Source organism: Leptolyngbya sp. FACHB-321 (genome assembly GCF_014695975.1).
GTDB lineage: Bacteria > Cyanobacteriota > Cyanobacteriia > Leptolyngbyales > Leptolyngbyaceae > Stenomitos.
In genome coordinates this window covers 1-24,444 of the sequence record NZ_JACJPI010000016.1, presented here as the reverse complement: position 1 = coordinate 24,444, position 24,444 = coordinate 1, and the positions used below count along the sequence as shown (strand labels likewise).

The following is a 24,444-nucleotide window of genomic DNA, read 5'->3' as shown; positions in this document are numbered from 1 at the left end:
AGTCTACCGCGATGAATCGGGGATGGATGAACGGGAGGAGGATGGTTACGGTTGGTGCGAACCTGGAGTGCGCTTTGAAGCGCTCAAGTCAGGGCGGCAAAGTGGGCGAGTCATGTGAATGAACAAAAAATATGGCACGATTTGCAAATGAGTGGCATGGTCTTTCGAAACCAGAGTCCACAAATGTTTCAAGCTTCTAGCCTACTTCTAGTTACTGCTGCTTGGACACAGTTCATCCCAGGCTGTTAGAAGCTGGAATGCTTATTTAGAGTCGCGTTGACCGATTGCACCATTGATTTACGAATTGCGCCATATTTTTTGCTCATTCACACCAGTGGTGAATCCTTCCACTAAAAACCGAAACATTTGCTATCGAGTCACCGCGGCACCTGGTTGGCAATGCAGCTTCGAAATTCAATTTGGTAAGTCGATTGTATCCCGTAGCCAAATGGAGAGTGTTTGCGTGCAGGCTGGAGCGCTCGTGTGTTTGGGCAATGGGCTAACCATAGGGTTAGGGAGATTTAACCTACTAACGTTTAAGGCTCCTGATTCATCCTGACAAGGTGAATCAGGCAAGCCATGGTTCGACCAGGCTAGGCGCGTCCTGCCTCGGCGTGGTCCGACAGGGCAGGGCTCGGCATGACAAGACACGGCACGGTTATTACATATAGGCAGAACCAAACGGCAGCATAAGGCCGAGTAGCAAAAAACGCGAAAGCGTATTTGGGAGCGAGATTAAGGAAAGTGCCAGGGTCCTTACTGCGTGGATACTTTGCCCTACTCGCTCCCACTTTGGCAAACAGACATCGACCATATTGTCGAATTATCGAAGGGTGGCAGTAACCGCGATCGCAACTTGCGTGTATTGTGTCGGCGCTGCCATGTACTGCGCGTTAGTCATGCCAATCAGGGAATGATCGCGCGCGCGTTAAAGCAGGGGTTAATTCCTGCTGACTAGCGTCCCTTGGTTTGGGAGTAGGAGTGCTTTCCCCATTCATCAATTGTATTCAGCGCTCCCGCCACCTCGAATTGATTAAATAATTGGATCACATCAATCTTTGAATTAGCTTCTTTGATGAGTTCTAATGTAATGTTGATTGCTTTCGTTTCCTGAAGAGAAGCTTGATACAGGAAAAACGCAGCACAGTGTCGAGCGTCGTAGATTAGTTCCCCGTCAAGCTCGATCGGAGGCGCAAATAGAGGGTAATTAAAGAGCGGTGGAAACGACGGTAACTCCCTTTGATATTGGCTCATAGCATCTCCTTTCTAAACAGTTTCTTGAAGATGCAAATCCAGACGATTGGAAATCGATTCCACAATTCCCTCAGTCTTTAGATCCCCTAATGCCCTGTAGAAGTCGTCTGTGCTAAGGTTCCAGCGATCGCAAAAAACATCTATGTTAATCTGGGGATTGAGTTTGCCTGGGTAATTGATCGGCAAGGCAAAGTCCAGGTAATCGCGATCGAGCCAATAGCCTGCTTGCGTTTCACGCATAAGTGCTAGTACAAAGGTACATTATTCATCAGTTTAAAGGCTGAATTTTTTCCCTATCAAATTCCTGTCAGCATGACAGGAATTCCAGCAGAAGCTGTTCATTAACGGGTTCGACTCCCGTTAATGAACAGCTTCACAGACTGGTGTCTCGACCACTTCGGCTTTAAGCACCATGAGCAGATTGGTAGGATTTGAACTCATAGCCTCCTATGTTGGGAATGACCAGAAAACTATGGTCGCTCCAGCTTTTGGTGAAAAAGGGCATAGCCGCTGCTCTTGATGACGAAGGTGCTAGGTTTTTAAGCTGTTGCAGAACCCAGATCACTAAAACCTGGGAAGAGACCAGATCTTTTGCTCCTTCACAGCTAGAGTCCAGTGAGTATGAACGAGAGCGCCGGAGTTTCAAGCTCCGACTGCCTCACAGGTACCCTAGTCTGCCCCTTCATGCCACTTGCGGTCCAGCTACTCATTCAATCGCGATCGTCTGTGCGCTCGTAGCAGTACGCTCCACCTGACGCACAAAAGTCAGCAGCAGCGCTGTAAATTTTTCGGGATACCAGAGCCCCCATTCGTGGAAACCCTCTTCGACAGTGGTTAAGCTGGAGTTTGGAATCATGGCCGCCATTTCCTGAGCGGCCTCGAGCGGTGTAGTCAAGTCCTTGTCTGACCACAACAACAGACAGGGTGCTTGAATCTGCGGTAATAAGTGTTTGAGTTCGACCTGTAAGGAAAGCCATAAGGCTTGCAGCAGGTTGCCTGTGTTAAACAACAGGTTATGCGTGAAGACCTGCGGAATTTTGCCCAACTTCAACCCCAGTTTGGGCAGCAAGAGTTGAGCAGTCATTTCAAGAGCCCTGCGTGGTATGACCTCTAGGAGCGATACACGCGGCACGCCGGTACTGTCGACTAGCACCAGACCTCTGACTCGCTCTGGAGCCAGCGCCGCCAAAGTAATGGCAATGCCGCCGCCCAGTGAGTGCCCCACCAGATGCACTTGGTGAAGGTTGAGACGCTCCAGGAACGCCAGCAAAAGGCGAGCATAACTGTCGTAGTCGGGCAGCAGTTGGTCATAAGACGAGCGAGCAAAGCTAGGTAGGTCGGGAGCTAAACACTGGCTGCTGGTGTGCCAGTCGTTGCAGGACTTCACCATAGGGTTCAGCGGAGATGCCCCAACCGTGTAGAAACACAAGCGGTGTTGCCTCTGAATTGGCACCACATTGTGTATAAAAGAGGCGGCAATCGTTGAGATCAACATAATGCTCGTTCAGGTGGGCTCGCGACACAGGAGTGCAGTCAGAAGTCATGCGCTTATCATTCTTACCAACCCTGAAACCGTAACAAAGCTTAATAGCCGCATGAACCCCTCTTGAGAGAGAGGAGGCTTTTACATGAAAGCGACGGGGCAGCTGTGAAGGAGCAAAAAATATGGCACGATTTGCAAATGAGTGGCATAGTCTTTCGAAACCAGAATCCACAAATGTTTCAAACTTCTAGCTTACTTCTAGTCACTGCTGCTTGGACACAGTTCATCCTAGGCTGTTAGAAGCTGGAATGCTTATTTAGAGTTGTGTTGACTGATTGCGTCATCAATTTACGAATTGCACCATATTTTTTGCTCATTCACAATTGAAGACTTACAACATGAGATTGAGGCTGTGGCTGCTGTAGTCGAGAAGTTCGATCTGGATGAGCTGACATGACGGCAAAAAGTGTGGGATGGGCTGAAAAGTCTTGCCTAAGTTAGTTCCAGAAGGAATGGCGAAGGTGGTTTCAGGGTTTGCACTTTTGCCAGCAGCTGCAACCAGACAACAGCAGAAGTGGTCTTTGTGGCTGCTTCAAGTTCAGGCAGAAGCGCAACGAAAGCATGTGGGTTCAACTCACAAATCACTGAGCAGAAGAACTATGTACTACGGCCCTCCGATTAGTACATAGTTCGAGCTTAGTTTAGGGTGTGCTGGCTGAACTCCTATCTACGTCTATCTTTCACGCCTAAATTAGACCTCGTTGCACACTCGCTGTCTGTACTCATTGGAGGGATAAGCCGTCGCAGCGAGACTACATTTAACGTTTCCTTAACTGCATCCCAATCATTTGTGCCTAAGATCGACGTGCAACGCTACCGAGTGCAGGACATTCAGACTCGGCAGACTTACGGCAACTTCTACTACACCCGCATCTATAATGGGCATCATGAAGCGCTGGAGCAAATGATGGTGAGCCATGCGTTTGTGGCTGAGCATCTTGGTAGCGTTAATCTGTTTCTGTATTCAACAACCATCTAGTGGACGAGACGCTAACGAATGATGGCATTGAGCCTTGGCAGTCGAATCATGAACAGGTAGTGGCTTCGCTTAAACTAACTGCTTAACGCAAAGCACAGCTTTACTCTTACTGGTACTGAGGGAATGATGACTGAGTTAAGTGCCGAGGCATGGGACAAAATTAGAGAGACGTTTGACCGCGACCCCAACCGCTATGGGCTACCCAAACGGGAGTATGGCTCAGTGGTGCTGGCATCCTTCAACATCCGCAAACTCGGTGCCAAAAGACAGCGCAGTGAAGCGACCTGGAAGTTTCTGGCACGGGTCTGCAGTCATTTTGATCTGCTCTCGGTGCAGGAAATTATGGATGACCTGGAGGGTTTTGACTATCTTAAGTCGCTGATGGGACCGGAGTTTGGTGCTGTGGTTTCGGACGTCACCGGCTCCTTTCCAGGTGAGAAAGGGCTAGGGGAACGCTTGGGGTTCATCTTCAACCGCTCCCTAGTGGAACGGGGTGATATTGTGTCCGATATTTCCATTGACCGCACTAAACTGATTACCACCCTGTTGGAGCATAAGGACAAGCTTCAGGCGTCGATCACCCCCCATCTCGATCCAGTTACAGGCGAGGTTCGACAGGGAGCGAAGATTAAGCTACCAGTTTTCCTGACCTTCATTCGCCAACCGTTCTGCGCCAGCTTCCGAGTTGTGGGGCATCCAGGTACCAAACCCTACGAATTTATGGCGGTGAACGCGCACCTGTACTTTGGTGAAGGGGTGGACGATCGTCGCCATGAATTTGACGCGCTCATGGAGTGGATTCTGGGGCGGGTGCAAGAGCAGGACAAAGCCTACTATCCCAATTTTGTCTTGATGGGTGATTTGAACCTTGACTTTGATGACCCGGAGCAGGACCGGGTAAGGATTGCCAAGCATATCAAAACACTCAATGACGCAGTGGGCAATGCCATTGATATCAACTTTCCCTTTCTTGATCCCTATCCTGGCTCTAAGAAGCCCTTCCGCACTAATGCCCGCCTGAGTGAAACCTTTGACCAGATTGGCTTCTTCAGTCGTGATCAGCGTCTGCCCCTGTACCAAGACAATGTACATATGGGCGAGAACCCTCGCGGTCCTGACTATGGGGTGTTTAACTTTGCCGAGTTGTTTCGCGAGGCGCTAGGCGTGTCGCCACTCGCAGCGTTGCCTAAACCGGAGCTGAAGGAGTTTTTTGCTCAGTTCGAGCACGAAGTGAGTGACCATCTGCCGCTGTGGTTGCGGGTGCCACTGCCGGATTAGGCTGCCAGTTTAATCTGGACTCACTGCCTAAAGCTGCTTTAGGGACAATGGCATTGGGCTAAACTTGGCATCGATAACTCAAAAGTTATCGTCTGAAACCCTGATTCTGTCCTCAGGATTAGTTGCTGAAACGCTCTAAAAATGTCTGGTTAGTTGCGGGTGGCAGCAGCGGTCCCAATACTGAGCCTCACTTCGACAGATGCTCTGTAACTCAATCTGGAAAAAGCTTTCCAGTCTATCTTGCACTTTTTACCCTAGCTGCATCCCAGCTTGCACCTTTGCCGAAAATGCTGTGCGACACGAAGTTGCATGGAATGAGTGGGAGACTCAAACTCCCCAGGTCAGTGTCTAGACCTGTCCCCAGACCTCCGTGCGTTGTTGGTAACGATAAGGTACGAAGCGAGGATCAAAGTCCAAGGAAGTAGGATAGCCATCAGCCGAAACCAGACGAGGGGAAAACTGGACAGGTGAACACAAGTGAATCCTCGTTGAGGCTGCGTAACGGCACGTCTTCACGAAAGAGGCTGATACGTGAAGCAAAGTTGGGAATCAGAACCATAAGGTTCTAGTGGATTTCAGTTCAGCATTACTGAGATCACAGACACCACTTTCCCCGCAGTAAAGAGGGCACCTACCCCAGTTGCATCTCATCCATGTGAAACGTGGAAACCCTGATGAAGTCTGAAGCAACTGCTTCAGTCAGCGAACTGCAAAGAACGCTCAACGCTTCAGCAGGAAAAGGATGACCTCAGAAGCGAATGCCAGCCGCCGAAAGGCAAAGGGAAAGCATAACCTGCTGGATAGGGCAAATGCCTAACCTGAAAGGGTGCCAACAGAGGTCAGGTGAGTCACCCAAAGAACGGCGTGAAAGTTCCTAACCAGCGGATACGTTCGATGCAGGCACAACCCCTAGCAAACCGACCAATGGCACAGACAGATTGGCTGCGCATCAACTGGCGCAAAGCGAATCGAATCGTGCGGAACTTGAGACGACGCACCTTTCGGGCTACTACCGAAGCGAACTATGCAAAAGTTCGCTCACTTCAGAAACTCATGTTGCGCTGCCATTCCAACATTCTGTTGAGTGTGCGAAGAGTGACGCAATTGAATGCAGGTAAGAACACACCAGGGGTAGACAAAATCGTTGTCAAAACAGCGGCTACCCGTGGTGCGCTAGTCGATGCACTCACGCGCTACCAACCTTGGCAAGCACAGCCAGTACGACGAGTCTACATTCCTAAAGCCAATGGCAAACAGCGTCCCTTAGGAATTGCGACGATTCGAGACCGTTGCCTTCAAACAATAGTCAAGAATGCGCTTGAACCTGAATGGGAAGCCCAATTTGAAGGAACCAGTTACGGCTTTCGTCCTGGCAGAAGTTGTCATGATGCGATTGTTCGTATCTTCAGCAATGCTCGTGCAGGTTCACGGCGACCGTGGGTGATTGATGCCGATATTCAGGCCGCCTTTGACTCTATTGATCACGACTTCTTGTTCAATCGCCTTGGCGCTTTCCCGGCTAGGGAACTCATTTGGCAATGGCTCAAAGCAGGATACGTGGTATATGGACGGCAGCATGACTCGGACATCGGAGTACCGCAAGGAGGACCGCTTTCACCGCTGCTCTCTAACATTGCTTTGCATGGCATGGAAGCAGCGCTAGGCATCTCCGATACCGGTCAAGGCTCCTCTAAGAGAGCAAGAGGGGTTGTGAGGTACGCGGATGATTTTGTGGTGTTTTGCAAAACCCAGGAGGATGCTCACTGTTGTCTTAAGCGGTTATCGCAATGGCTACAACAGCGTGGGCTCAGCCTATCAAAGGAGAAAACCCGCATTGTTCATTTGAGCGAAGGGTTTGATTTCCTCGGGTTCAACTGTAGACAGTACAAAACCTCAAGCACTCCAACCGGGTGGACATTACTCATCACCCCAAGCCGGAAATCGCTACAACGATTGCGGGAACGGCTACGCCAGGAATGGCTCAAAGTAAAGGGTCAGCCAATTGGCATTGTCATCAGTAACCTTAACCCAGTGATTGGGGGATGGGCAAACTACTTCCGCATGAGTTGTGCTAGCAAGGTCTTCTCAAAGCTAGATTTTTGGATGATACACCGGGAAATCCGGTAGTCAAAGCGACAACACCCTGGCAAACCCTGGCATTGGCGGCAGTCCAAATACTGGGGGCGGCTCAATTTAGACCGAGCAGACCGTTGGGTGTTTGGTGACAAGCAAACGGGTGCATACCTGCTCAAGTTTGGCTGGTTTACGATTAAGCGCCATGTCTTGGTCAAAGGCAAGTCATCACCAGACGATCCTGCCTTACAGGACTATTGGAAGAAACGGGAAGAGGCAAAAGCCAAAACTCTAACTCCTAGCTCACGTAAACTCGCCCAACAACAAAAGCATCGATGCCCAGTTTGTGGTGAATCTCTTTACAACGGAGAATCCATTCACAGGCACCATCTAAAGCCAAAAGCTCAAGGCGGAAAGGATACCTATAGCAATCTGGTGCTAGTTCACCAGTGTTGTCATCAACAACTGCATTCTACGAAGACGGTAGAGTAAGTGGCTTGCTTGAGCCGGATACTGGGTAACTAGTACGTCCGGTTCTGAGGGGAGGAGGATGTAGCGATATGTCCTCCTTACCCGACTTTAAGTCGGTAATGTTTTTCTCTTCATCCCCTTCCTAGCAAGACTTTTAACCGTACTATAAGCAATAATTCAACCACTCTTTTCGGCAAAATTCCGTCCTAGCATTAAAAAGGAACGCCCACCTGCCGTAACTCTGCTTGCCAGATCATGCGGTTAGACCGCTGGTTGCCACTCTCTTAAACCAAGGCATGAGACGCGAATGACAGCAGCAATAGATGGGGTAACGTATCCCCTTCATAATTAAAGCCGTTCAAACCAATTCTGAAGCGCGATCGCGAGCAAAGCATCGAGGTTGTAAGTGCTTGTCGAGCTATACCGCAATTGCTCTAAGCGTATGAAATACGATTAAAGCGAGACAGGCTGAGGTGCGTTGCGTGTAAAACTTGCCGAAAGTTGATGCTGTTGCACACCTTCCTGTGCCCACTCTTCAAGTGATTTCATCTTGCCCATTCCTTCGGGGATATGACCCACGTAGGCAGCTTCCCCACCTTGTAGCCACACACGCATTCTGCCCACCAATTTTTTGTTGTAACCAGTTGGCAGGGTGAGCCACAAAAAAGCACGGGTTGCTTGGCTTTGCGGTCAAAGCACAACTCAGCACAGAGTTTCTGCCCTCTGCCATATTGGATAACCCGCGTCTGTACGCTTTTCGCTACTACCGTTTCTTGCAGTCGCGGATCAAAGCGTAACAACTTTGCTCTGGTGCTGATGAGTGCCTTCTGTGCGGCTGCGTCACAAGCACCTAGCCAATCTACTAAGAGCGCTGGTGGTGGAGGAAGCTGGTCATCAAAGCTCGCCAAGTCTAACGCTTGATAAGGCAATGCCACCTTGATGTTGTGTCCTGTCTCTAACTGTGCTAGGTGCAGAGAAAAGCCGTTAGGCTCTTGGTGAATGCTGAAGGACAGGCATTCAACATCGAGGCGGCTGTACTTTTGATCAATCCAGTTATGGCGATGAAAGCTAGGGGCAATTGCGATGAGGCGAAGGGGACGACCATAATCAACTTTGTCCGAAAAAGGTTTCTCCTCCAAGAGGCTGTCATAGTAGCGCGTGGTTTGAGGCATCAGGTAGCGGTCTTCTACATTCTTCAACTTCAACAGCACCAGCCCATCCTCACGGTCGAGCGCCAGAAGGTCGCAGATCTCACCCTTCAGGCGATACTGTTGCCGCAGTGGTGTAAAACCAAAGAGCTCTGACAGGTTTTGCCAAACAAACTGCTCTAAAGCGGCTTCACTGATAAACTCCCATCCTGCAGCCGTTTTGCGTAAAGCAACGCTCTGCATTCTCTGCTCCATAAGCTCAAGATCACTTAATGATGCACCAACTACACGCCATCAACTTGATAGAAGTTGTCGCACGGCGCTAGTTTGACTTGACTAGGCAACAAGGCTCCAAGCCCTCGTTCGTTCCAGCAGCAGTTTGAGGCAGAGTGCGTTGCACTATTTGAGGTTCTCCCAACTCACTAACTATCTAAAGATAGTTAATGAGTGGGAAGAGGCGCTGGAAGGACGATTGAGACTAGCTTTGAGTGCGCTGCGGTCGAGACGTGCCTAAATTGCAAGGCGGCTCGCTGACTAAGTATTCAGGCTAAAATTTGAAAAAGTTAATTAAGTTAAAGGGTGATCGTGGTGCCGTTCCCCAAGGGTCAAAATCCCAACCATCCTGCTGCCGGATCAACCATTAAGGTGGAGCCGATTCGGGATAAAAAGGCGATCGCCCGCATTAAGAAAATTCTGGCGGACCGTCCCCGCGATTTATGTTTGTTCACGCTGGGAATTAACACGGCATACCGGGCGAATGAGTTGCTCTCGCTGAAGGTGGGACAGGTGAAGACTCTGCAAGCCGGAGATTTGCTGGACTTAAAGCAACGCAAGACGCATAAGTATCGTCCGGTGACGCTAAATGCCACCGCTGTCGCTGCCATTCAAGCTTGGTTAGAGATCGACGACTTGAAGCCGGAGGACTATTTATTCACGGGGCAACGCAGCTGTTTGACGGTAGAAACGATGAGCACACGGGTGAAGACCTGGTGCCAGGATGTCGGACTGAAGGGCAACTATGGCAGTCATACGCTCCGGAAGACATGGGGCTACTGGCAACGCTTAGAGCGCGGTACGGCGATTCCCCTGCTGATGGAGGCGTTTGGTCATGCGACACAGCAACAAACATTGGCGTATTTGGGGATTCAGTCTAATGAGATTGCGGCGATCTATGAGTTGGAACTGTAAGGTCTTCTGTCTTTGCCGAAAATGAGCATTAGTCAATAAAGCCAGGAAGAGCCGGATGACTGGTTAAGTAGAGCAACTTGTATCCAAGTTCTTGGGCAACCTTTACGTTGTGAAGCATTTTCGGCAAGAGCATCCTTTTTAGTGAGTGACTTGAATCGTTACAACATAGGTTGCCTCTGTAATGCGGAGAGTGCCATCAGCATTTTTCTCCAGAAAGTCCATTCCCTTGTCGAAAAGAATGCGGTAAGTCTGATTGTTTTGCAGCCTGATTATGAGTTCCCGTCGATGGGGAAAAGGTGGATAGAAACGTTCTGGATACTGGCGCATCTCGACTGTAAGCTGTCCACTGAGTTGTGACAGGGCTTGTTCTATAACTATCCGTCGTCCAGTATTGCAATTGCTATACTCTTCTCTCATCTGCTGAATCTGGATCACTAAGTGAGAACTGCTCTCTAGCCAGTCGCCTTGCAGCAAAGAGGCTAAGATTTCTGCGCCAAATGGTTGACAATGCAAGTAGCGGTCACTGTAAATCATTTTCTTGACGCGATTACCTTGCAACACCTGCTCCAAGCCCAATTGTCTTCGTAATTCGGTAAGGCTCAAATTACCCCACTGAGGCGTTGGGAAAACAACAACAGTATCGGGATCTTCTAAGATGTCCGCTGCTATGGGTTGTGCCTGTGCTTGTAAGTTTTGCAAGATTTGCAAAACTTGATCAATCCCCTGTTGGCTACGTGTTTGGAGCCACTCGACTGGCTCTCCATTCTCTGCAAAGTGAAGCTGGAGAGCAATGCGATGAGGTGACAGGCTACTCAGGCAAAGTGTTGGAAATTGCTCCACGGAGGTTGTGTAAAGTTTCAGTAATCCCTGATCAATCCACTGTGCCAAACGTTTCCGCAGTACTCTTGTTAGGTCATCGTTGGAGCGATTAGGCAGATTGGTCACAATCAACTCTAGCGGAGTTGTTTGGTCGAGTGCATAGACGATCTGGGTCAGCAGTTTGAGAGTGAATGGTTCCGTGATGCTCGGTAGATAGCCAATGCTGAGTGAACTAGCCATCGTGCAGTAACTTTCGAGTGCCGCTGCTATCTGAGCTAAACCCATTCTGTTAGCATCGGGGGCAAAAGCTTTCAGGACTTCGTCCGGTTGCACTCGCTCGACGATCGGACGCAAAAAGGCTGCAACCATATGGCGATCAAGTTCGTGATGGAAGATTTGATTGGTGTAAGTGCGTAAACAGTCGTAACAACTGCTGCTGCAACTACAGGATTCAACAAAGTGGAAGGCGCGTTGCAAGATTGTGGGAAAACATTCGGCAATACGTTTGCTGTAGCCTGCGCCACCGGGAACGTTATCGTAAAGGATAATTTCGGCTGCCCCTGTATGGCTCTCTTCCACCGGACGGAATAGCCCATCTAATTCAGCGCGAGGCACGTCAATCACTTGAGCGGCAGCCGCTAGTAGAGCATAGGTGAGCGATCGCCAAAAGCCTGCTCCTGTTACTGGAACTGCTGTCTGATTGCGATTGCCATCGGTATCGGAGTGAATTTCACCCCCTGCATTCAGATGTAATACTGTATCAAATAAAGGCGGAGGCGGGGGATTGATTGTTGGAGTAAACCGAAGCTTGAGCAAATCACTACGAAATTCATGTCCTAAGTGGATGTGTTCATACCAGCCGTCACAGGGATTCCCTTTAATTGGATGGGAATGGGTGATTTGACGAGAATTGCTGGTTTGTCCGCGTCGGCTCCGGCTCCGCAGTTGGGTACGTACGTCATCACTCACATCTCGCCCGCATTTCTTGCACAGAGCGAACCCTTTATTCTTAAACCCACGCCCATCCTCTAGCGGACCCTGGTTGGATAGAAAAAATTTACTACCCTGGCTTAACGTCAAGTGATAAAGGTCAGCCTGGATCTGCTCCGGATTGTTGCCCTCCTGTGCTAGGAACACCTGAGAGGTGGGTTGGCGCATCGGTTTGCTATAGGGCGTAACTTTGGGGATCTCACTCCAATCAGTAGTAAATGCTTTGGGAATTTTATAGGAGCGGGGTTTTTGCTCATTGGTAGATGGTTTGGTTCGACAGATCGGGCATTTGGGATCGCCTTCGGCGACACCTAGCCGAGTGAGAAGATCTGTGTCTGTGCTGGCTGCTATGAAAAAATTGCAGGCTTGACAAACCCAATAGTGACGACTGGGCAAGTCATCAGGGCGCATGACACCGACACTGGTATGGACGCGATCGTCTACTACAACATCCTGTCCGGGGGCATATTCTCCTAGGGCAAGCCGACGATCGCGTTGGAGGCGATGTTTGCCCTGTCCCTGAAAAAATTGGCGGCTCTCTCTAGTCAGCAGTTGAACGACATCAATGGGAAAGCCATAAATGGGTAGAATGCCAGCTTTTGCCAGTTCCTCATGGAGTTGTTGTTTCTTCAGTTTGTCTAATTCATCGCGCACACGATCGCGCCTATATTCCAATGCCTTTTGCTTTTTGGTTTCATTGGCATCTTCTGCATCTCGCACTGCCTGTCTCAGTTCTTGTAAGACCGTTGCCAAGCCATTCCAATCTTGTAATTGCTCAGTTTGAAACTCCTGCAAATCCGCTTCGAACTGTTGCACCACAAAAACAACGGGTTGTTGATTGTTCAGCCGTTCTAACCATTGTTGCGTCAAGTTTTTTGCTCGTTCGGTATGGAGCCACTCCCGCAAGCGATGGATCATGCCTTCAGCAGGCACTTCAGCTAGGACAATAAACGTATCAGGCATTCCTAAAAAGCGGGCGATCGTCACTTTTTCTGCGCTAACTTGATGTTCGGTGCGGAGAAATTCGGCTAATAACTCTGCGCGAATGTGACGTTTTTGAATTTCAAAATTGGTGGGATCAAGTTTGGGCACTTGATTTTTGCCGTTGATCAATTTAGCGGGTTGTTCAAAGTAGTAGCGATCGTGGGGGCGACGTTGCCCGTACATCAGCGTAATTGCCACACCATCGGTGCGTCGTCCTGCCCGCCCTGCCCGTTGCTGATAATTGCTGACATGGGGCGGAAAGTTTCGCAGGGCAACCGCCTGCAATTCGCCAATATCTACCCCCATTTCTAGGGTGGTTGAGCAACTGAGTAGGTTAATTTTGCCTTGACGAAAGCGACTTTCGCGGCTTGCCAGTTCGTCAGTGCCTAGTTGAGCAGTGTGTTCTTGTGCGCGTAACGGTAAGAGCGATCGTTCCTGAATCAGATGGCGGTAGTGATGATCGGCTAATTGCTCTGGCTGAAAGAGTTGTAATGTTCCTTGACAGCGTGGCGCAAGACAGCGATCGACTCCAAATTGAGATTGTCCCTTTAAAGTTGATAAACCGGGACGATGGAAAATCTGCTGACAGGTATTGCATTGATGCCAGTCTGTTTCGGTTCGCCGGAGATTGAGCAGTTCCCAATGGAGTTGCCGCCCATCGTGATACCGCACTAGAGAACCCTGCCGCAGCAATTCATCAAACAACCATAGGAGGTCGTCTTCGGCGGGGAACTTGCCCAAAAAATCACGGTAATAGGTCACAATCTGGTTTTGCCGCTCGGTGGGTTCACCGTTGGCTTTTTTACGCCAGAGAAATGAGATCGCTGGTTGAGGATCAGTGGGATCTCGACGTAATTTGAGATAGATCTGGGAACGCCCTTGGCTATCCAAGCGAGCTGGTTGTCCGCCTTCAATGCCGACCGTTTCTGGAAAATACCGCGACGCGCCTTGTAAATCAACCGCGCCCGCCAGACGAATGGTGTCTGTTAATCCCGTCAGAAAGATCAACGCTTCGGCATGAGTTAAACCAAACCGCTCTGCAACCTGACGCAGCATTGGATCATGCCATTCCAAATGACAGGCAAGTAAACCCAAGGCTTCGATCGAAAAGCGACGAGCAGAGGGCAAGCCAAATTCGCGCAACAGTAACTCTTTTGCACGACCTTGAGCGCGTTTTTTGCAATCGATCAAGTTGAGGCTAATTTCTTCATTTTCATCGTTGGCAACATAGCTGCAGTGGTGCTTATCAGCTTCGCGATCAGGGTGGGGAATAGAAAGGTGGAGAAACTGATCGACTAATTTTTCGTCGATCTGATTGATGGAAGCAACCCCATCCTGATGCACCGCTGCAAATGCCTGCCAGACGATCTGACGATAGAGCGTTTCGGTATGGGTGCGTTGGAAGTCAGAGGCAAAGAAGGCGGCATCCTGACGACCATCGGAAAAGGTTAAGAGTTTCCGTTTGGTTGCCTGGGCGGAAGCCTGTCCGGGCTCTGGCAGTAGCTCGAATAGGCTATCCAGCATAACTTCCAGGGGGGCATCGGTATAGGAAACAAACCGCCCGATCGCCGCTGTTTGTGCTCTCCCCGCCGCACACGCCGGACATCGAGTTAAGTACCCCCCTTGCAGGTTTTTAGTGTTGGGCGGCATCTGCCACTGCAAGACCCATTGATCCGCATTACTTGTGGAAACAGGTGGGGTTTGTGATCGCTTGCCAATCCAGCCATTGGTCTGGCTTCCTGGTTGAATCGTAAATGTTCCAACATTGGCAGCATTGGGTTGATCGTCAGCTTCGTCATCATCCCCCTCATCATTGGTGATGCTATCCAGGGTGCCAGCAGTAAGTACATAAATAGAACTACTGTTTTCTACGGCTTCCAGGGAGCGGGGCAAGAGTTGCAGTTCATCGCCAGTGCCCAGATAAGTTAACCCATATGCCTGTCCACATTTGCGGCAACTCGATAGTTCAATCACCGGACCTGCACAGCACTCACAACGGGTCTTGCTATTGAGGTAGAGTTTGCCATAGCGTTTGGGGCGTTCAGGATGATTGGGATCTACGGACGTTTCAGGACACTGAGCGTTGACACAGGCATACAACCCTTCGATGCTGCGAAACAGCAGGTGTAGCCGCACGGGTAGCAGAGGCAGATCGTCAGGGTTTTGCCGTGCCAGTGTGCCTAATTGCACTAGATTGGAGAGGGCAATTTCTAATTTGGCTTCTTCTTCGGGCAAAATACTGCCGTCGAGCGAAGTGGGAATGTGCCAAAGAGAGGGCGATCTAGCAATCTGATCCCAGGGCTGGGGCGACTGGCTCAAGAGTGCAATCAACCGATGCACTGTGGGATGCTGCTTTAGCGCCAACCAGAGAAACTGGTGAACATCGTCGGACGCTTCTGCTGCCGCCGTTTGCAGTACAGTCTCAGGCACTAGATAACTGAGTTGTTTTTTCCATTCAGCGATCGCATCGGTCAGAGCCAGTAGTTCCAGGTCGCAGAAATGCTCATAAACATCGGCTTCTGCCAACCCGTCTGGTAAGGCATAAGGATTGCCTAAGCGTTCTGCCACCGGGACGCGATCGCCCCAAATGACGCAGTTAAACGGTTCACTAAACAAATCCCCGCAAAGGCTTTTACCTGTTCTAAGACCTTTGGATTGTCGCGATCTCCTAAAGTGGCACTGGTAGCAATTCCCTGTAATTTGCCGTTGTCCTCAATGCCCACTGCCGTTCGCAACCGCTTCAACAGCATGGCAACTTCTGTTCCAGTCGAACCGTTGTAGGAGTGCGCTTCATCCACCACCAGCAACTTAAAGTCATGGGCAGACTCAAAAATCGCCTCCCGTTCCTTGGGGCGAATCAGCATATGCTCCAGCATGGAATAGTTCGTCACTAGAATATGGGGTGGGTTGTCCCAAATCTCCTGCCGAGAAATTGCCTGCACCCGCATAATTTGTTGCAGTGCTTCCCGCACCAGATATTCTGGACGGCTGAGGTTCAGCGATCGCTGCTGTTCCTCCGTGAATAACTGCAACAGTTCATCACGATCGCTTGCCTCCAGCTCATTCTTCAATGCCTCTACTGCCGCTTGCGGGTCTGTCACCGTCCGGCTAGTATAAAACCCAAACCGGATCAACGCCTGATCTTCGCCCTGCCGACAAAGCAGTTGCCGTAACCGTTTCACCTGATCATTCACCAAGGCGTTCATGGGATACAGAATCAGGGCTTGCATACCATGTCCCGGTTGCTTCAGCAGGTGATCCAGCATGGGCATCAAAAAGCACTCCGTTTTCCCAGAACCAGTGCCCGTCGCGACGACAATGTTTTCTTGCTCTTGCACCACTGCTCGAATTGCGGCTTCTTGATGTTGGTAAAGGGCACGAGTCGGATTGAACAGCCGTGCCATTTCTCGATGCAGTACCCCTTCTGCCACCAATTGCTGGATTGTGCTGGCGGGTCGGTAGGGCTGTGCGCCTTCCAGGTAGGGATGCTGGGAGATTGTACCCGGTGCTTCTAAAAGCTGCTTGAAGCCAGAGCACAGATGGGGATCGCGCAGGGGATAGGCGGTCAGCAAATAACGGATGAGGTTCTGGCGGGGTTCGGCAGCAGCATCGATCGGGTTGAGATAGTGGGACATGGTGGGTGAGGAGTGGAGAGTTAGACGAGGATGCAACCCAGGCGGAGTAGCGCCTCACGAGCGATCGGGCGGTTGGCAGTGGCAAACAAGCGGGTACGCGGGCTATCTGCATCTGGTTCGGACAGCCGCCAGAGTAATTGAGCGTAGCTACTGGGCAAGCTGATCCCCTGTAAGTTCAATCTGCCAGGAGCGTCATCCCAGGGCAGAGAAGGGGGAACGTTTGCGCCGTGATCAAGCTGAAACATTGCCAACAAAGCGGTGTCAGGGGTTAATTCATAGAATTGATCGGCTTCAAACCAGAGCCATTCGCCCGTGGGCAGCTTGAGCAGAGCGAGATCGTGTAAAGCTGCTTGCGTGATGGGAACCCAGCGCTCAAATTGTTGCGTTCCCAACCTGGGAACATACTGACAAATGGGGTCTGTCCAAGTAGCAGCTTGAAAGGGATTGGGACTTTCACAGCCTTGCAACATAACTGGTTGTGGTAACTCTGGGAGCGGTAGATGATCCACACTGCTGCCAGCAGTGAGGAGTCGAATACCAACATTTCGCAACCGCTCTTTGGTCCGGTGAAAGCCATTGATTCTCGGACGAAGACTCTGTTTGACAGACGGTTGTCCGGTTTCTAGAGCTTGATGTGCCAAGCGCAGGTAGGCTCGATCGCCTCGAAATAATATCCCTGTTAGATTCGTCTCAGATTCTGCCACAACCACAGGCGGAGCCATACAAAACCGATTCCCCGTCCCTGCCAACACCTCCCCCTGAGCCTGAAGTTCGCGTAAGTCAGCGTCAAGCTGTACGGATATATCTGCCTGTTGGGGCGGTAAGCTCTGCTGAATGAGGGTGGCAATCGCCCGTAGTGTCAGCGGTTGTGGCAGTTCTACCCGATGTGGTTGCCGATGGTTACTTAAGAGGTGAATAATTAATTCAGGCGGCATCAGGATTTCTTCCTAGCATTTGAGTAACTTGATTTAGAGAAAGTGGACGACGCTCAATCCTCTGAAAGCAAGGAGTTTGACGTATTAGTTCTAATATTTCACCTGGTAAGTTACTCGTCTTAATCAAGATATATTGCTGATATTCATTACACGATGGAATTTCACATCGTTCAATTAAATGGCTATTGTCTCTACGTCGCAGCTCTCTAGAAAAAATGGACTGGCTATTGTTGTTAGGTCGGATTGTAATTAAATACCAACTTCCTGGCTGGGGAGGCGTAACTGCGTGTCCATTAATTGAGACAATTGCAGGGGCATATACTTGTGGATTAATGCTTGTCTCGGCTTCAACTGTGGCTGTTGGATTAGCTGGAGATCCTAGAAATACTTGTAGTTTTTGATGCAATAAATCTCGATTGAGCCAGTCTGGGAGATGGCACGAATCGTTTTCCAAAGCTGCAATCATCCGATTTGCGGTTTGTACGTCAATGTCTAGATCAAGCCGTCTAACTTCTACTGAAAAAGCTTCAACAGGCTGGTTCTCAAAGATATTCATGCAATATTCAAACCTGTCATCACTCAGTTCATCTGGTAGTGACACGTTAGTAATAGTTTGAATCCCGCTCCACCAGCCCAGACTTTGGACAGCGCAACTAGAATATTCAAGCTGAACATGAAAAAGACCCCACAGATCATTCAAAGGAACCGTCACCGTATCTTGATCGGGTGAGGCAAGAACAGTACGTCGGAGCGGTTGATTCTGTGGTGTTAGCACATTCCAAAATGTGAGGGTATAGGCTTGCCCTGGATGTAAGCCAGAGAGGTGAATTGCCTGATTTGCCCAGGTCTGGCTAACTAGACTGCCAGAAACCATTTCTAACAATCGTTGGGGGACTTCTCCCTGCCGCTGATAACTTAAGGCATACCCGTTTGACTCTGGTAAAACATCGCGCCAGGCCGCCAGATGAATTGTCAGCGCACCCGCGATCGTGGCTTGCTGCCAATATCGTTGGGTGATTGCTCCATTAGTGAGCAGAAGTGTAACCTCTTCCATTGCCCACAAGCCGCGCAGGGTGAGTTCACTAAGCCAAAAGTCTGTTGGAGCAGGAACTTGCAGTGGGATATCAATAGGGGTTTGGGTGCGATCGCAGACCACTAACGCCGAGCCAGCCACCGGATGGCTCAATTCAAAGCTGGACTTCACTTCAAACTGTTCAGACCAGCGATAATCCTGAGTCCACAACCGCACCGCATAAGCACCCGATCGAGTAATCCACCGCGATAACTGGATGCTCTGCCAATTGGGATTAGCAGCTACCGTCAGGGTTTCGTCTGGTGCCGTCAGGATGGTGCGGTGCGTCAGATCCTCGACCAAAACCTTGACCGCTTTGCTCAGAGGCAAGGGTGGATGCCAGAGCGCGGGAACGTCCAGATAAACTGGCTGTCTACCCTTCAGTTTCAAACCGCGTAACTGAGGATAGTCTGCCTGAACCTGACTCCATAGAAAAGACTGTGTGCCATTGGCAAAGCGAAAGGTAAGCTGCGCTTGAGCGATAGTTAGCAGTAATTGTTGCCCACGCCAACCCGCAATGCTACAGGGAACAAAACCATCCAATAATTCAATGCCGTCTGAGCATTCCAACTGAGTGCTGCTGGCAAAAAAGCAAATGATTTCAGTGCTGCCCTTTAGTTCACTGCTAAACAGCAGGCGATCACCCGTCCACGCATCAAAAATCAGGATTGGGCAGTTTGGTGCAATCCCTTCACAGTGCCATTCGGTGAGAGAGGCACCCGTGTGCGATCTCAACTGCCATATCCATCGCTGACAAACCCGGTTCACCGTTTGTACCAACGCTGGAACCTCCATCCCCCCAGCATGAGGCAACGTAGTTTCCCAACCATGCTCCTGAATTTGACAATAAGTTCCCCGAAACTGATTCCATCCCGACTGCCAGAGCAGTTGAGGCGGCAGGTAAAGCTGAATATCCATTGAATCGACGCTATCCAGCCTCAGGGATAGCGGCTTTTTCCGCAAACCAATGATGCCGCGCCGTGTGGTTTGGCTCTGCTCTTGAGGTGTAAGCACCTGAATCAGATTGTCCCAACTGCGAAGGAAGAACGTGTTGGGCAAACAATAGCTTTGGAGAAACTGTTCCTGTTGCTGGCTATCCTGCAAAATTGCGGGAGAAAGTCCCCGCCGTTCCAGTTCCTGTGCCACGATCGCAATGCCCTGAAGCAATTGCCCTGAAATCGGCTCCACTGTTTCATCGTCCTCGGCATAGCTACTCCCTAAGAACGTTAGTAGCCTTCCCCATTGCGGATGTCGATGCAAACAAAACTCATATACCATTTGTGACAAGTCTTCTGGCTCTGCATGGGCAATTTCTCACCAGCCATAGTCTTGGGAAATGTCTTGCAATAAGCGGGCAAAATGTTCCAGGTTTTGCTGGGGAATCCCACTTTGTAGCCATAACGTTGAAACATAATAGTTACTCTGCTGAGTTTCAACCAAGCCCAACAGTTTGATGCCCTTTTTCAGAACTGCTCTGAGTGTATTTTCCACTCCTTGTGTTCTTTGTAGACCGAGGCGATTGCAGACTCCCTCCCAAAAACCAGTATGTCCTTCGTCGTAGTATGCGTATTCCGATAAGGCTAATGTGCTTAGTCTGATCCAATAGTTCTGAGGATCATGCCCTCCGAATCGTTCTTCTAACGCTGCAAACGTGAATGGCTGAACATGTGTAAAACTACTGCGAACAATATGAAGTAGTTGATCTACAACCTTTCTGGAGATCCGAATACTGCCTAAAAAGCGCTGACCTGGGGAGCGATCGTAGTGCCCCCAGTAATCCTCAATTTGAAGCTGCCCCCAAAGTCTTTCGGCGTTCCCAGGTCTTGAGAAAGTCATTGATCACCCTCTAGTCCTGTATCTAAAAGCATCTTAAGTAAGCTTTCCCCTTAAAACCGAAGAATTCGCTATATAAAGGTAGAAAATAAAAAGTGAGGGAAATCTAAACCTGGTAAGGCTTTCGTCTGTTTAACTTGCCGATCAGGGATATCGCAGGCACACTTGACAAAATTTAATGAGTGTAAAACGTCATTCTTACAACACCCCTGAAGCATTCGAGCGGCTAATGCTGCTAATTGCAACGCTACTCAAGTACCCTGGATCGGGTTGTCCTGAACCTGAGCAAGATACTTCCAATAACGCGATTTCAGTCGTAATAGAACGGCTCCAAGCAGTTGCAGGCGAGGCCGGAATTTCCTTACCCCATTACTCAGAGCACACGATTCGGAAAGACTTGAAGACGCTGAGACAGTTTGGCATCCTTGATCAACCGTCTTATCGTTGGGGTTACTATCTAGGTACAGCAGCTCTCGATCGGGCAGAACTTCAAGTTGCTCTTAACGCTCTCCACTCCCAAGCAAAGTATCAACAAGATCCTCAAGTCAATCATCTCTACCAAACGCTTGAACGACGACTACGAGGGTTGCAATTAGCAGATGCACTGTTTTATCCGATAAGAACTCATATTGATCGTTCAATCGTTTACACAAACCCAGAAGAAATGATGTCTCAGCATCGTTATCGAGGGACATTGTACGAAAAACTAGAGATATTAGAGTTGGCAATTACTAAGGGACAAGCAATAGAGCTTTTCCGATGTCGGAACCCTTATGAAATTGGAAATATTCATTACGTTCAGATTTACCCACTTCAACTGGTTTACTCTGATATTGCTTGGTATCTCCTTCATGAAGATTGTCAAACCCAACATCTAGCCCTCTCAAGAATTGATCGTTTTAGTGACCATTTGAGAGTTATTGATCTTGAAGGTCGATCTATAGACAAGCAACAGCGAAGCTTAGAACAAGCGCATCGACTATTAGAAGTCGGCTGGGGACGGAATTTAGGATCTGTTGAGGAGCAGAAACTTGAAAGGCAAGGACTCCTGCCTTTTGTCAAGGTAGTTGTCCGCTTCTTCCCGGAGGTGATAATGTTCATTTTGGAAGGAGAAAAGCGTCATCCTAACCAAAAAATTCAAGCGGGACCAAAAGGTAAAGATGGTAAATCCATTTATGTGGATTATGCTGTGGAGCTACCGAATCGGTCTCTCAATGAATTCTGTTTCTGGGTCTGTCGTTTCATGGAGCATGCCCAGTTTATTCTGCCTGACGAACTAATTAAAAGGCATGAAACGATGTCTTACACCTAGCTCCAACGCTATGAGCATAACTCTTTGCAAAATCAAGAAGTTGATGCGTAGATCAAGGAGTAACACCTCTAATAAGCCTTAAAACAAAGGGTAGTGCTAAAGAGGTAAGGATGCCTTGTAGTGGTGCATGAAAAACCAGATCGCCCCAATGTGATGCTCCAGTTTCTTAGCAAACGAAAGGGTTTTGCGCACTAAGCGTGAGACGCGTTGCCGTAACGTACAGTGAAAGCGCTCAATGTGCTTGGTCTGCCCGCTTTCTTTGCCGCCAGAACGGTGCCGTTGGCTCGGTAAGACCGCACGGTAGGCCTGCCAAAAGTCGGTATAACAGAGGGTACACTGACGCTAGACCGCTGGCAAAGACTCCCATAGAGCTTGAGCACCCTCCTAGCTACGGTTACCAATCTGCACCCCCACAAGCTCACGTGTACGACGGTCAAGCGCTAACCAGAGCCACTGCTTGTTTCCTTTGGTGCCGACAAATGCCCCTGCCTCGTCGCATTCCAGGGTCAAGCGCCCCTTTTTTTGGCGCTCACCGTGACTGGGCGAGGCACCGGCTCGTCTTTGGCATGAACAGCCTGCTGCAGCCATCGTTCGGAAACTGCGGTGACCCTCGCGCTCCCGGCGAGCGGGATCTTCTCTCACAGCAACTTGTCGAGGCGTTTCGTGCCCGCATCGATGACCTTATTTTGTGGGTCTTGGACGCACTGGCGACCGCAGTCGCTGCCTTTGTGGTTTTGCTTGCCGTTATGGATGCTGCCGTTTCTGACCACGTTTTTTGAGTGGCAACTGGGGCAGCAGGGGCGTGTCAATGACATGGTTAATTTGGCTCGCAGCATATCAGCCATAACATTTCAGCCTCTAGCGCTGTACCCTGCTCGAGCTAGAGATTCGCCATCCTTACATGTTTAGCACTACCAAAATTGGTATTGGAGGACTCTGCTTGAGCGCGGCTATTGCGGATTAGACGTATAGCAGCATTGCCCTCTTGAGGTTGGGCAGACGTTCTAGTACCTGCAATGGTGCTCAGCCCGAAAGCAAGCCTTGAGCCTTGAGCCGCGCTAAAGCATCTTCGGCGGCACACTTCTCCGCCCCCTTCTTACCGCAGCCTTTGCCTTCGCCATAAACTTTGCCGTTGACCAAAACACGCGCCAGATACTCCGGTGCATGATCGGGACCACCTGTGCGCTCTGTTACGTACTGCGGTAGGACAGACCCAATGCTTGCCTGTACCCATGCCTGAAAGCGGTTCTTAGCATCAACGTGCGAACGGGTTTCTGTGACCGTTGGCAAAGCAGCATTGAAAAAACTTTCGATCAGCGGACGGATCGCTTCTATATCGCGGTCATTGTCCAGGTAGTAAGCGCCAATGACCGCTTCAAAAGTGCTGCTCTGTAAATTGGGATTATTAAATCCACCTTCCTGAATTGCACCCCTTCCCAAACGCATCCGAAAATCTAACCCCACTTCCCGCGCAAATTTAGCAAGTTGCTTCTCATCCACCAGTGATGACCGCCGCCGTGTCATTTCATCTTCCCCCATGTCTGGGTAACGACGGTACAGATAGTCACCACTGATAAAAGTCAGTAGAGCATCGCCTAAAAACTCCAACCGCTCATTATGCGCTTCACCGGGATTTTCGTTGATAAAGGAACGGTGCGTTAACGCCTGTCGCAACAACTTTTCGTCCCGAAAGGTCAACAATTTGTGCATTGATAATGCTCCTTCTCGATGGCAATTGGCTCCGATGCACTGCTACTACCCCTCTGCTTCGAGAGGGGTAGCCAGTGACTAAACTTGCTAGCAAAGCTGCTGCCATAAGTGGAACTCATCCGCCGCTTGCCTGAGTTTGCGACTTGTTTTCTTAAGACACTGCGCGATCACAATCACCTCTTTGCCCTTTGCTTGAAGGTCACATACCAATCCCTTAAAATCGCCATCGCCAGAGAGCAGAATGACGGTCTTAATGTCCGGATGAGGGAGAATCTGCTGCCTGCAATGGGCAATCAGTTTGTGATCGGCGTTATTTTTCTTGCGTTTGGAGGAGGGAGTATTAATACACTCGAATTCCAAGTCATCGAACACTTCCTCCCACTGAGCCTCTTCACGTCGCCAGTGTGCGTAGGCACGCTTAAACGCGATCGTGCCACGTAGACAGGCAAACGCTATGAGACAGCGAAGCTGCGCTTGCGTGCCCCTGACGTTTTGCCAATCACACAAAATTGCCACAGACGACATGACCAAACCATCTGGTTGGTTCAACATAAATATGCCTCCAATTTTTTTGAGGCAGCCCTAGTGCTCAAGCTCGATCCAACAAGCTGAATACGCTGTGGTGATGCCAAAGGTATTTAGCTTTCGATGATTGAAGTCTTATAAGCAGCATCTTCATACCGTGTTGTGACATATAGCGACTAAATTGAACTAGCAATAAACTCATACAGATTGCCGAACAGTAGGTATGAAAAAAGCATGGCATTAGTAAGCAAACGTCACTTACGCCAAAGTTTTGCATCGCTATTGCCCGAGACCTGTGCCAGCTTACTGCTAGACCAAGTTAGTAGCCCTATGTCATGTCAAGGCACAGAGATGATGCTTATAAGACAAAAACCCAGACGGTCGTCTGCCTTGATTGATAAAGCTGCATTGTGTTTAAGATGGCACTGCACTTCAAGCTTTGTCAAGAAGGGATGTTAGAAGGCATCTTATGACAACTGCCTCAACATACTAGGAGTATTAACTTTGTGTGGTTGCTGCAAAGCTTAAAAGCTTGCGATCGCCAAGCTATATCCTGGCTACTTACTACCTAACGTCAGTTCGGGTTAAGCCGGAAGGAGCAAATTGTGGTCAAGGGCAATGGATGGCTTCTTTGGCTGATGGCAATAGGCAATCAATCCGCCCAAGATATTGACAAAGCAATTGACTGGAGAACG

The 24,444-nt window shown here is 49.6% G+C and carries 17 protein-coding genes and 3 pseudogenes; 7 read left to right on the top strand and 13 right to left on the bottom strand.

The window, feature by feature from the left end; all coding sequences use genetic code 11:
* Positions 1-757: 757 nt before the first annotated feature.
* Positions 758-958: pseudogene (locus H6F76_RS02170) on the top strand (HNH endonuclease signature motif containing protein); the annotation flags it as partial.
* Here the strand turns inward: H6F76_RS02170 and H6F76_RS02165 are convergent.
* From H6F76_RS02165 to H6F76_RS02155, 3 genes are all read right to left on the bottom strand, one after another.
* Positions 955-1,254 carry a hypothetical protein gene (locus tag H6F76_RS02165; RefSeq protein ID WP_190505509.1) on the bottom strand — a complete coding sequence of 100 codons (300 nt, stop codon included), beginning with the start codon at positions 1,252-1,254 and terminating at the stop codon, positions 955-957. The pseudogene H6F76_RS02170 and the gene H6F76_RS02165 sit on opposite strands and share 4 nt — an antisense overlap.
* A gap of 12 nt (positions 1,255-1,266) precedes the next feature.
* Positions 1,267-1,494: a hypothetical protein gene (locus H6F76_RS02160; protein WP_190505507.1), complete on the bottom strand. Its 228-nt coding sequence runs from the start codon at positions 1,492-1,494 to the stop codon at positions 1,267-1,269.
* Between the two features lie 466 nt (positions 1,495-1,960).
* Positions 1,961-2,749, bottom strand: coding sequence for an alpha/beta hydrolase (locus H6F76_RS02155; RefSeq protein ID WP_199321864.1), 789 nt, complete (start codon positions 2,747-2,749; stop codon positions 1,961-1,963).
* Between the two features lie 838 nt (positions 2,750-3,587).
* Here H6F76_RS02155 and H6F76_RS02150 point away from each other — a divergent pair.
* The 4 genes from H6F76_RS02150 to H6F76_RS30185 all read left to right on the top strand — a co-directional run bounded on the left by H6F76_RS02150 (position 3,588) and on the right by H6F76_RS30185 (position 7,619).
* The gene (locus tag H6F76_RS02150; protein WP_190505505.1) at positions 3,588-3,776 is read left to right on the top strand and encodes a hypothetical protein; all 189 of its coding nucleotides are present in this window, start codon (positions 3,588-3,590) and stop codon (positions 3,774-3,776) included.
* A 123-nt stretch (positions 3,777-3,899) separates the two neighbouring features.
* Positions 3,900-5,054 carry an endonuclease/exonuclease/phosphatase gene (locus tag H6F76_RS02145; RefSeq protein WP_199321863.1) on the top strand — a complete coding sequence of 385 codons (1,155 nt, stop codon included), beginning with the start codon at positions 3,900-3,902 and terminating at the stop codon, positions 5,052-5,054.
* An 894-nt stretch (positions 5,055-5,948) separates the two neighbouring features.
* Positions 5,949-7,181 (top strand): group II intron reverse transcriptase/maturase, encoded by a 1,233-nt coding sequence (ltrA, locus tag H6F76_RS02140; RefSeq protein ID WP_242036482.1) that lies wholly within the window; start codon positions 5,949-5,951, stop codon positions 7,179-7,181.
* Positions 7,182-7,268: 87 nt separating this feature from the next.
* A complete protein-coding gene (locus H6F76_RS30185) occupies positions 7,269-7,619 on the top strand; it encodes an HNH endonuclease signature motif containing protein (protein ID WP_347275968.1) in 351 nt (116 codons plus the stop codon).
* Between the two features lie 524 nt (positions 7,620-8,143).
* On the opposite strand, the gene H6F76_RS02135 is transcribed toward H6F76_RS30185, so the two are convergent.
* The gene (locus H6F76_RS02135; protein WP_190505503.1) at positions 8,144-8,989 is read right to left on the bottom strand and encodes a recombinase RecB; all 846 of its coding nucleotides are present in this window, start codon (positions 8,987-8,989) and stop codon (positions 8,144-8,146) included.
* 345 nt (positions 8,990-9,334) lie between these two features.
* On the opposite strand from H6F76_RS02135, the gene H6F76_RS02130 reads away from it, so the two are divergent.
* Complete coding sequence (locus H6F76_RS02130) at positions 9,335-9,934, top strand: tyrosine-type recombinase/integrase (protein ID WP_190505501.1); 600 nt, start codon at positions 9,335-9,337, stop codon at positions 9,932-9,934.
* A gap of 138 nt (positions 9,935-10,072) precedes the next feature.
* Here the strand turns inward: H6F76_RS02130 and H6F76_RS02125 are convergent, their stop codons facing one another.
* The 5 genes from H6F76_RS02125 to H6F76_RS02110 are packed head-to-tail and all read right to left on the bottom strand — an operon-like array spanning position 10,073 to position 20,205.
* Complete coding sequence (locus tag H6F76_RS02125; protein ID WP_199321862.1) at positions 10,073-15,343, bottom strand: Zn-binding domain-containing protein; 5,271 nt, start codon at positions 15,341-15,343, stop codon at positions 10,073-10,075.
* On the bottom strand, positions 15,280-16,362 hold the full coding sequence (locus H6F76_RS29505; RefSeq protein ID WP_199321861.1) for a DEAD/DEAH box helicase: 1,083 nt from the start codon (positions 16,360-16,362) through the stop codon (positions 15,280-15,282). Before H6F76_RS29505 ends, H6F76_RS02125 begins: the two co-directional genes overlap by 64 nt.
* 20 nt (positions 16,363-16,382) lie before the next feature.
* Positions 16,383-17,297 (bottom strand): hypothetical protein, encoded by a 915-nt coding sequence (locus H6F76_RS30180; protein WP_242036481.1) that lies wholly within the window; start codon positions 17,295-17,297, stop codon positions 16,383-16,385.
* Positions 17,287-19,647 carry a hypothetical protein gene (locus H6F76_RS02115; protein ID WP_190505499.1) on the bottom strand — a complete coding sequence of 787 codons (2,361 nt, stop codon included), beginning with the start codon at positions 19,645-19,647 and terminating at the stop codon, positions 17,287-17,289. Before H6F76_RS02115 ends, H6F76_RS30180 begins: the two co-directional genes overlap by 11 nt.
* Positions 19,648-19,683: 36 nt before the next feature.
* Positions 19,684-20,205: a hypothetical protein gene (locus H6F76_RS02110; protein ID WP_190505497.1), complete on the bottom strand. Its 522-nt coding sequence runs from the start codon at positions 20,203-20,205 to the stop codon at positions 19,684-19,686.
* A gap of 226 nt (positions 20,206-20,431) precedes the next feature.
* On the opposite strand from H6F76_RS02110, the gene H6F76_RS02105 reads away from it, so the two are divergent.
* Complete coding sequence (locus tag H6F76_RS02105; protein WP_242036480.1) at positions 20,432-21,514, top strand: WYL domain-containing protein; 1,083 nt, start codon at positions 20,432-20,434, stop codon at positions 21,512-21,514.
* A gap of 96 nt (positions 21,515-21,610) precedes the next feature.
* On the opposite strand, the pseudogene H6F76_RS02100 reads toward H6F76_RS02105, so the two are convergent.
* The 4 genes and pseudogenes from H6F76_RS02100 to H6F76_RS30175 form a co-directional block, all read right to left on the bottom strand.
* A pseudogene (locus tag H6F76_RS02100) lies at positions 21,611-22,329 on the bottom strand (IS1 family transposase).
* A gap of 208 nt (positions 22,330-22,537) precedes the next feature.
* Positions 22,538-23,224 carry a ribonuclease III gene (gene rnc, locus H6F76_RS02095; protein ID WP_190505493.1) on the bottom strand — a complete coding sequence of 229 codons (687 nt, stop codon included), beginning with the start codon at positions 23,222-23,224 and terminating at the stop codon, positions 22,538-22,540.
* An 87-nt stretch (positions 23,225-23,311) separates the two neighbouring features.
* The gene (locus H6F76_RS02090) at positions 23,312-23,776 is read right to left on the bottom strand and encodes an NYN domain-containing protein (protein ID WP_190505491.1); all 465 of its coding nucleotides are present in this window, start codon (positions 23,774-23,776) and stop codon (positions 23,312-23,314) included.
* A 557-nt stretch (positions 23,777-24,333) separates the two neighbouring features.
* Positions 24,334-24,444: pseudogene (locus tag H6F76_RS30175) on the bottom strand (IS982 family transposase); the annotation flags it as partial.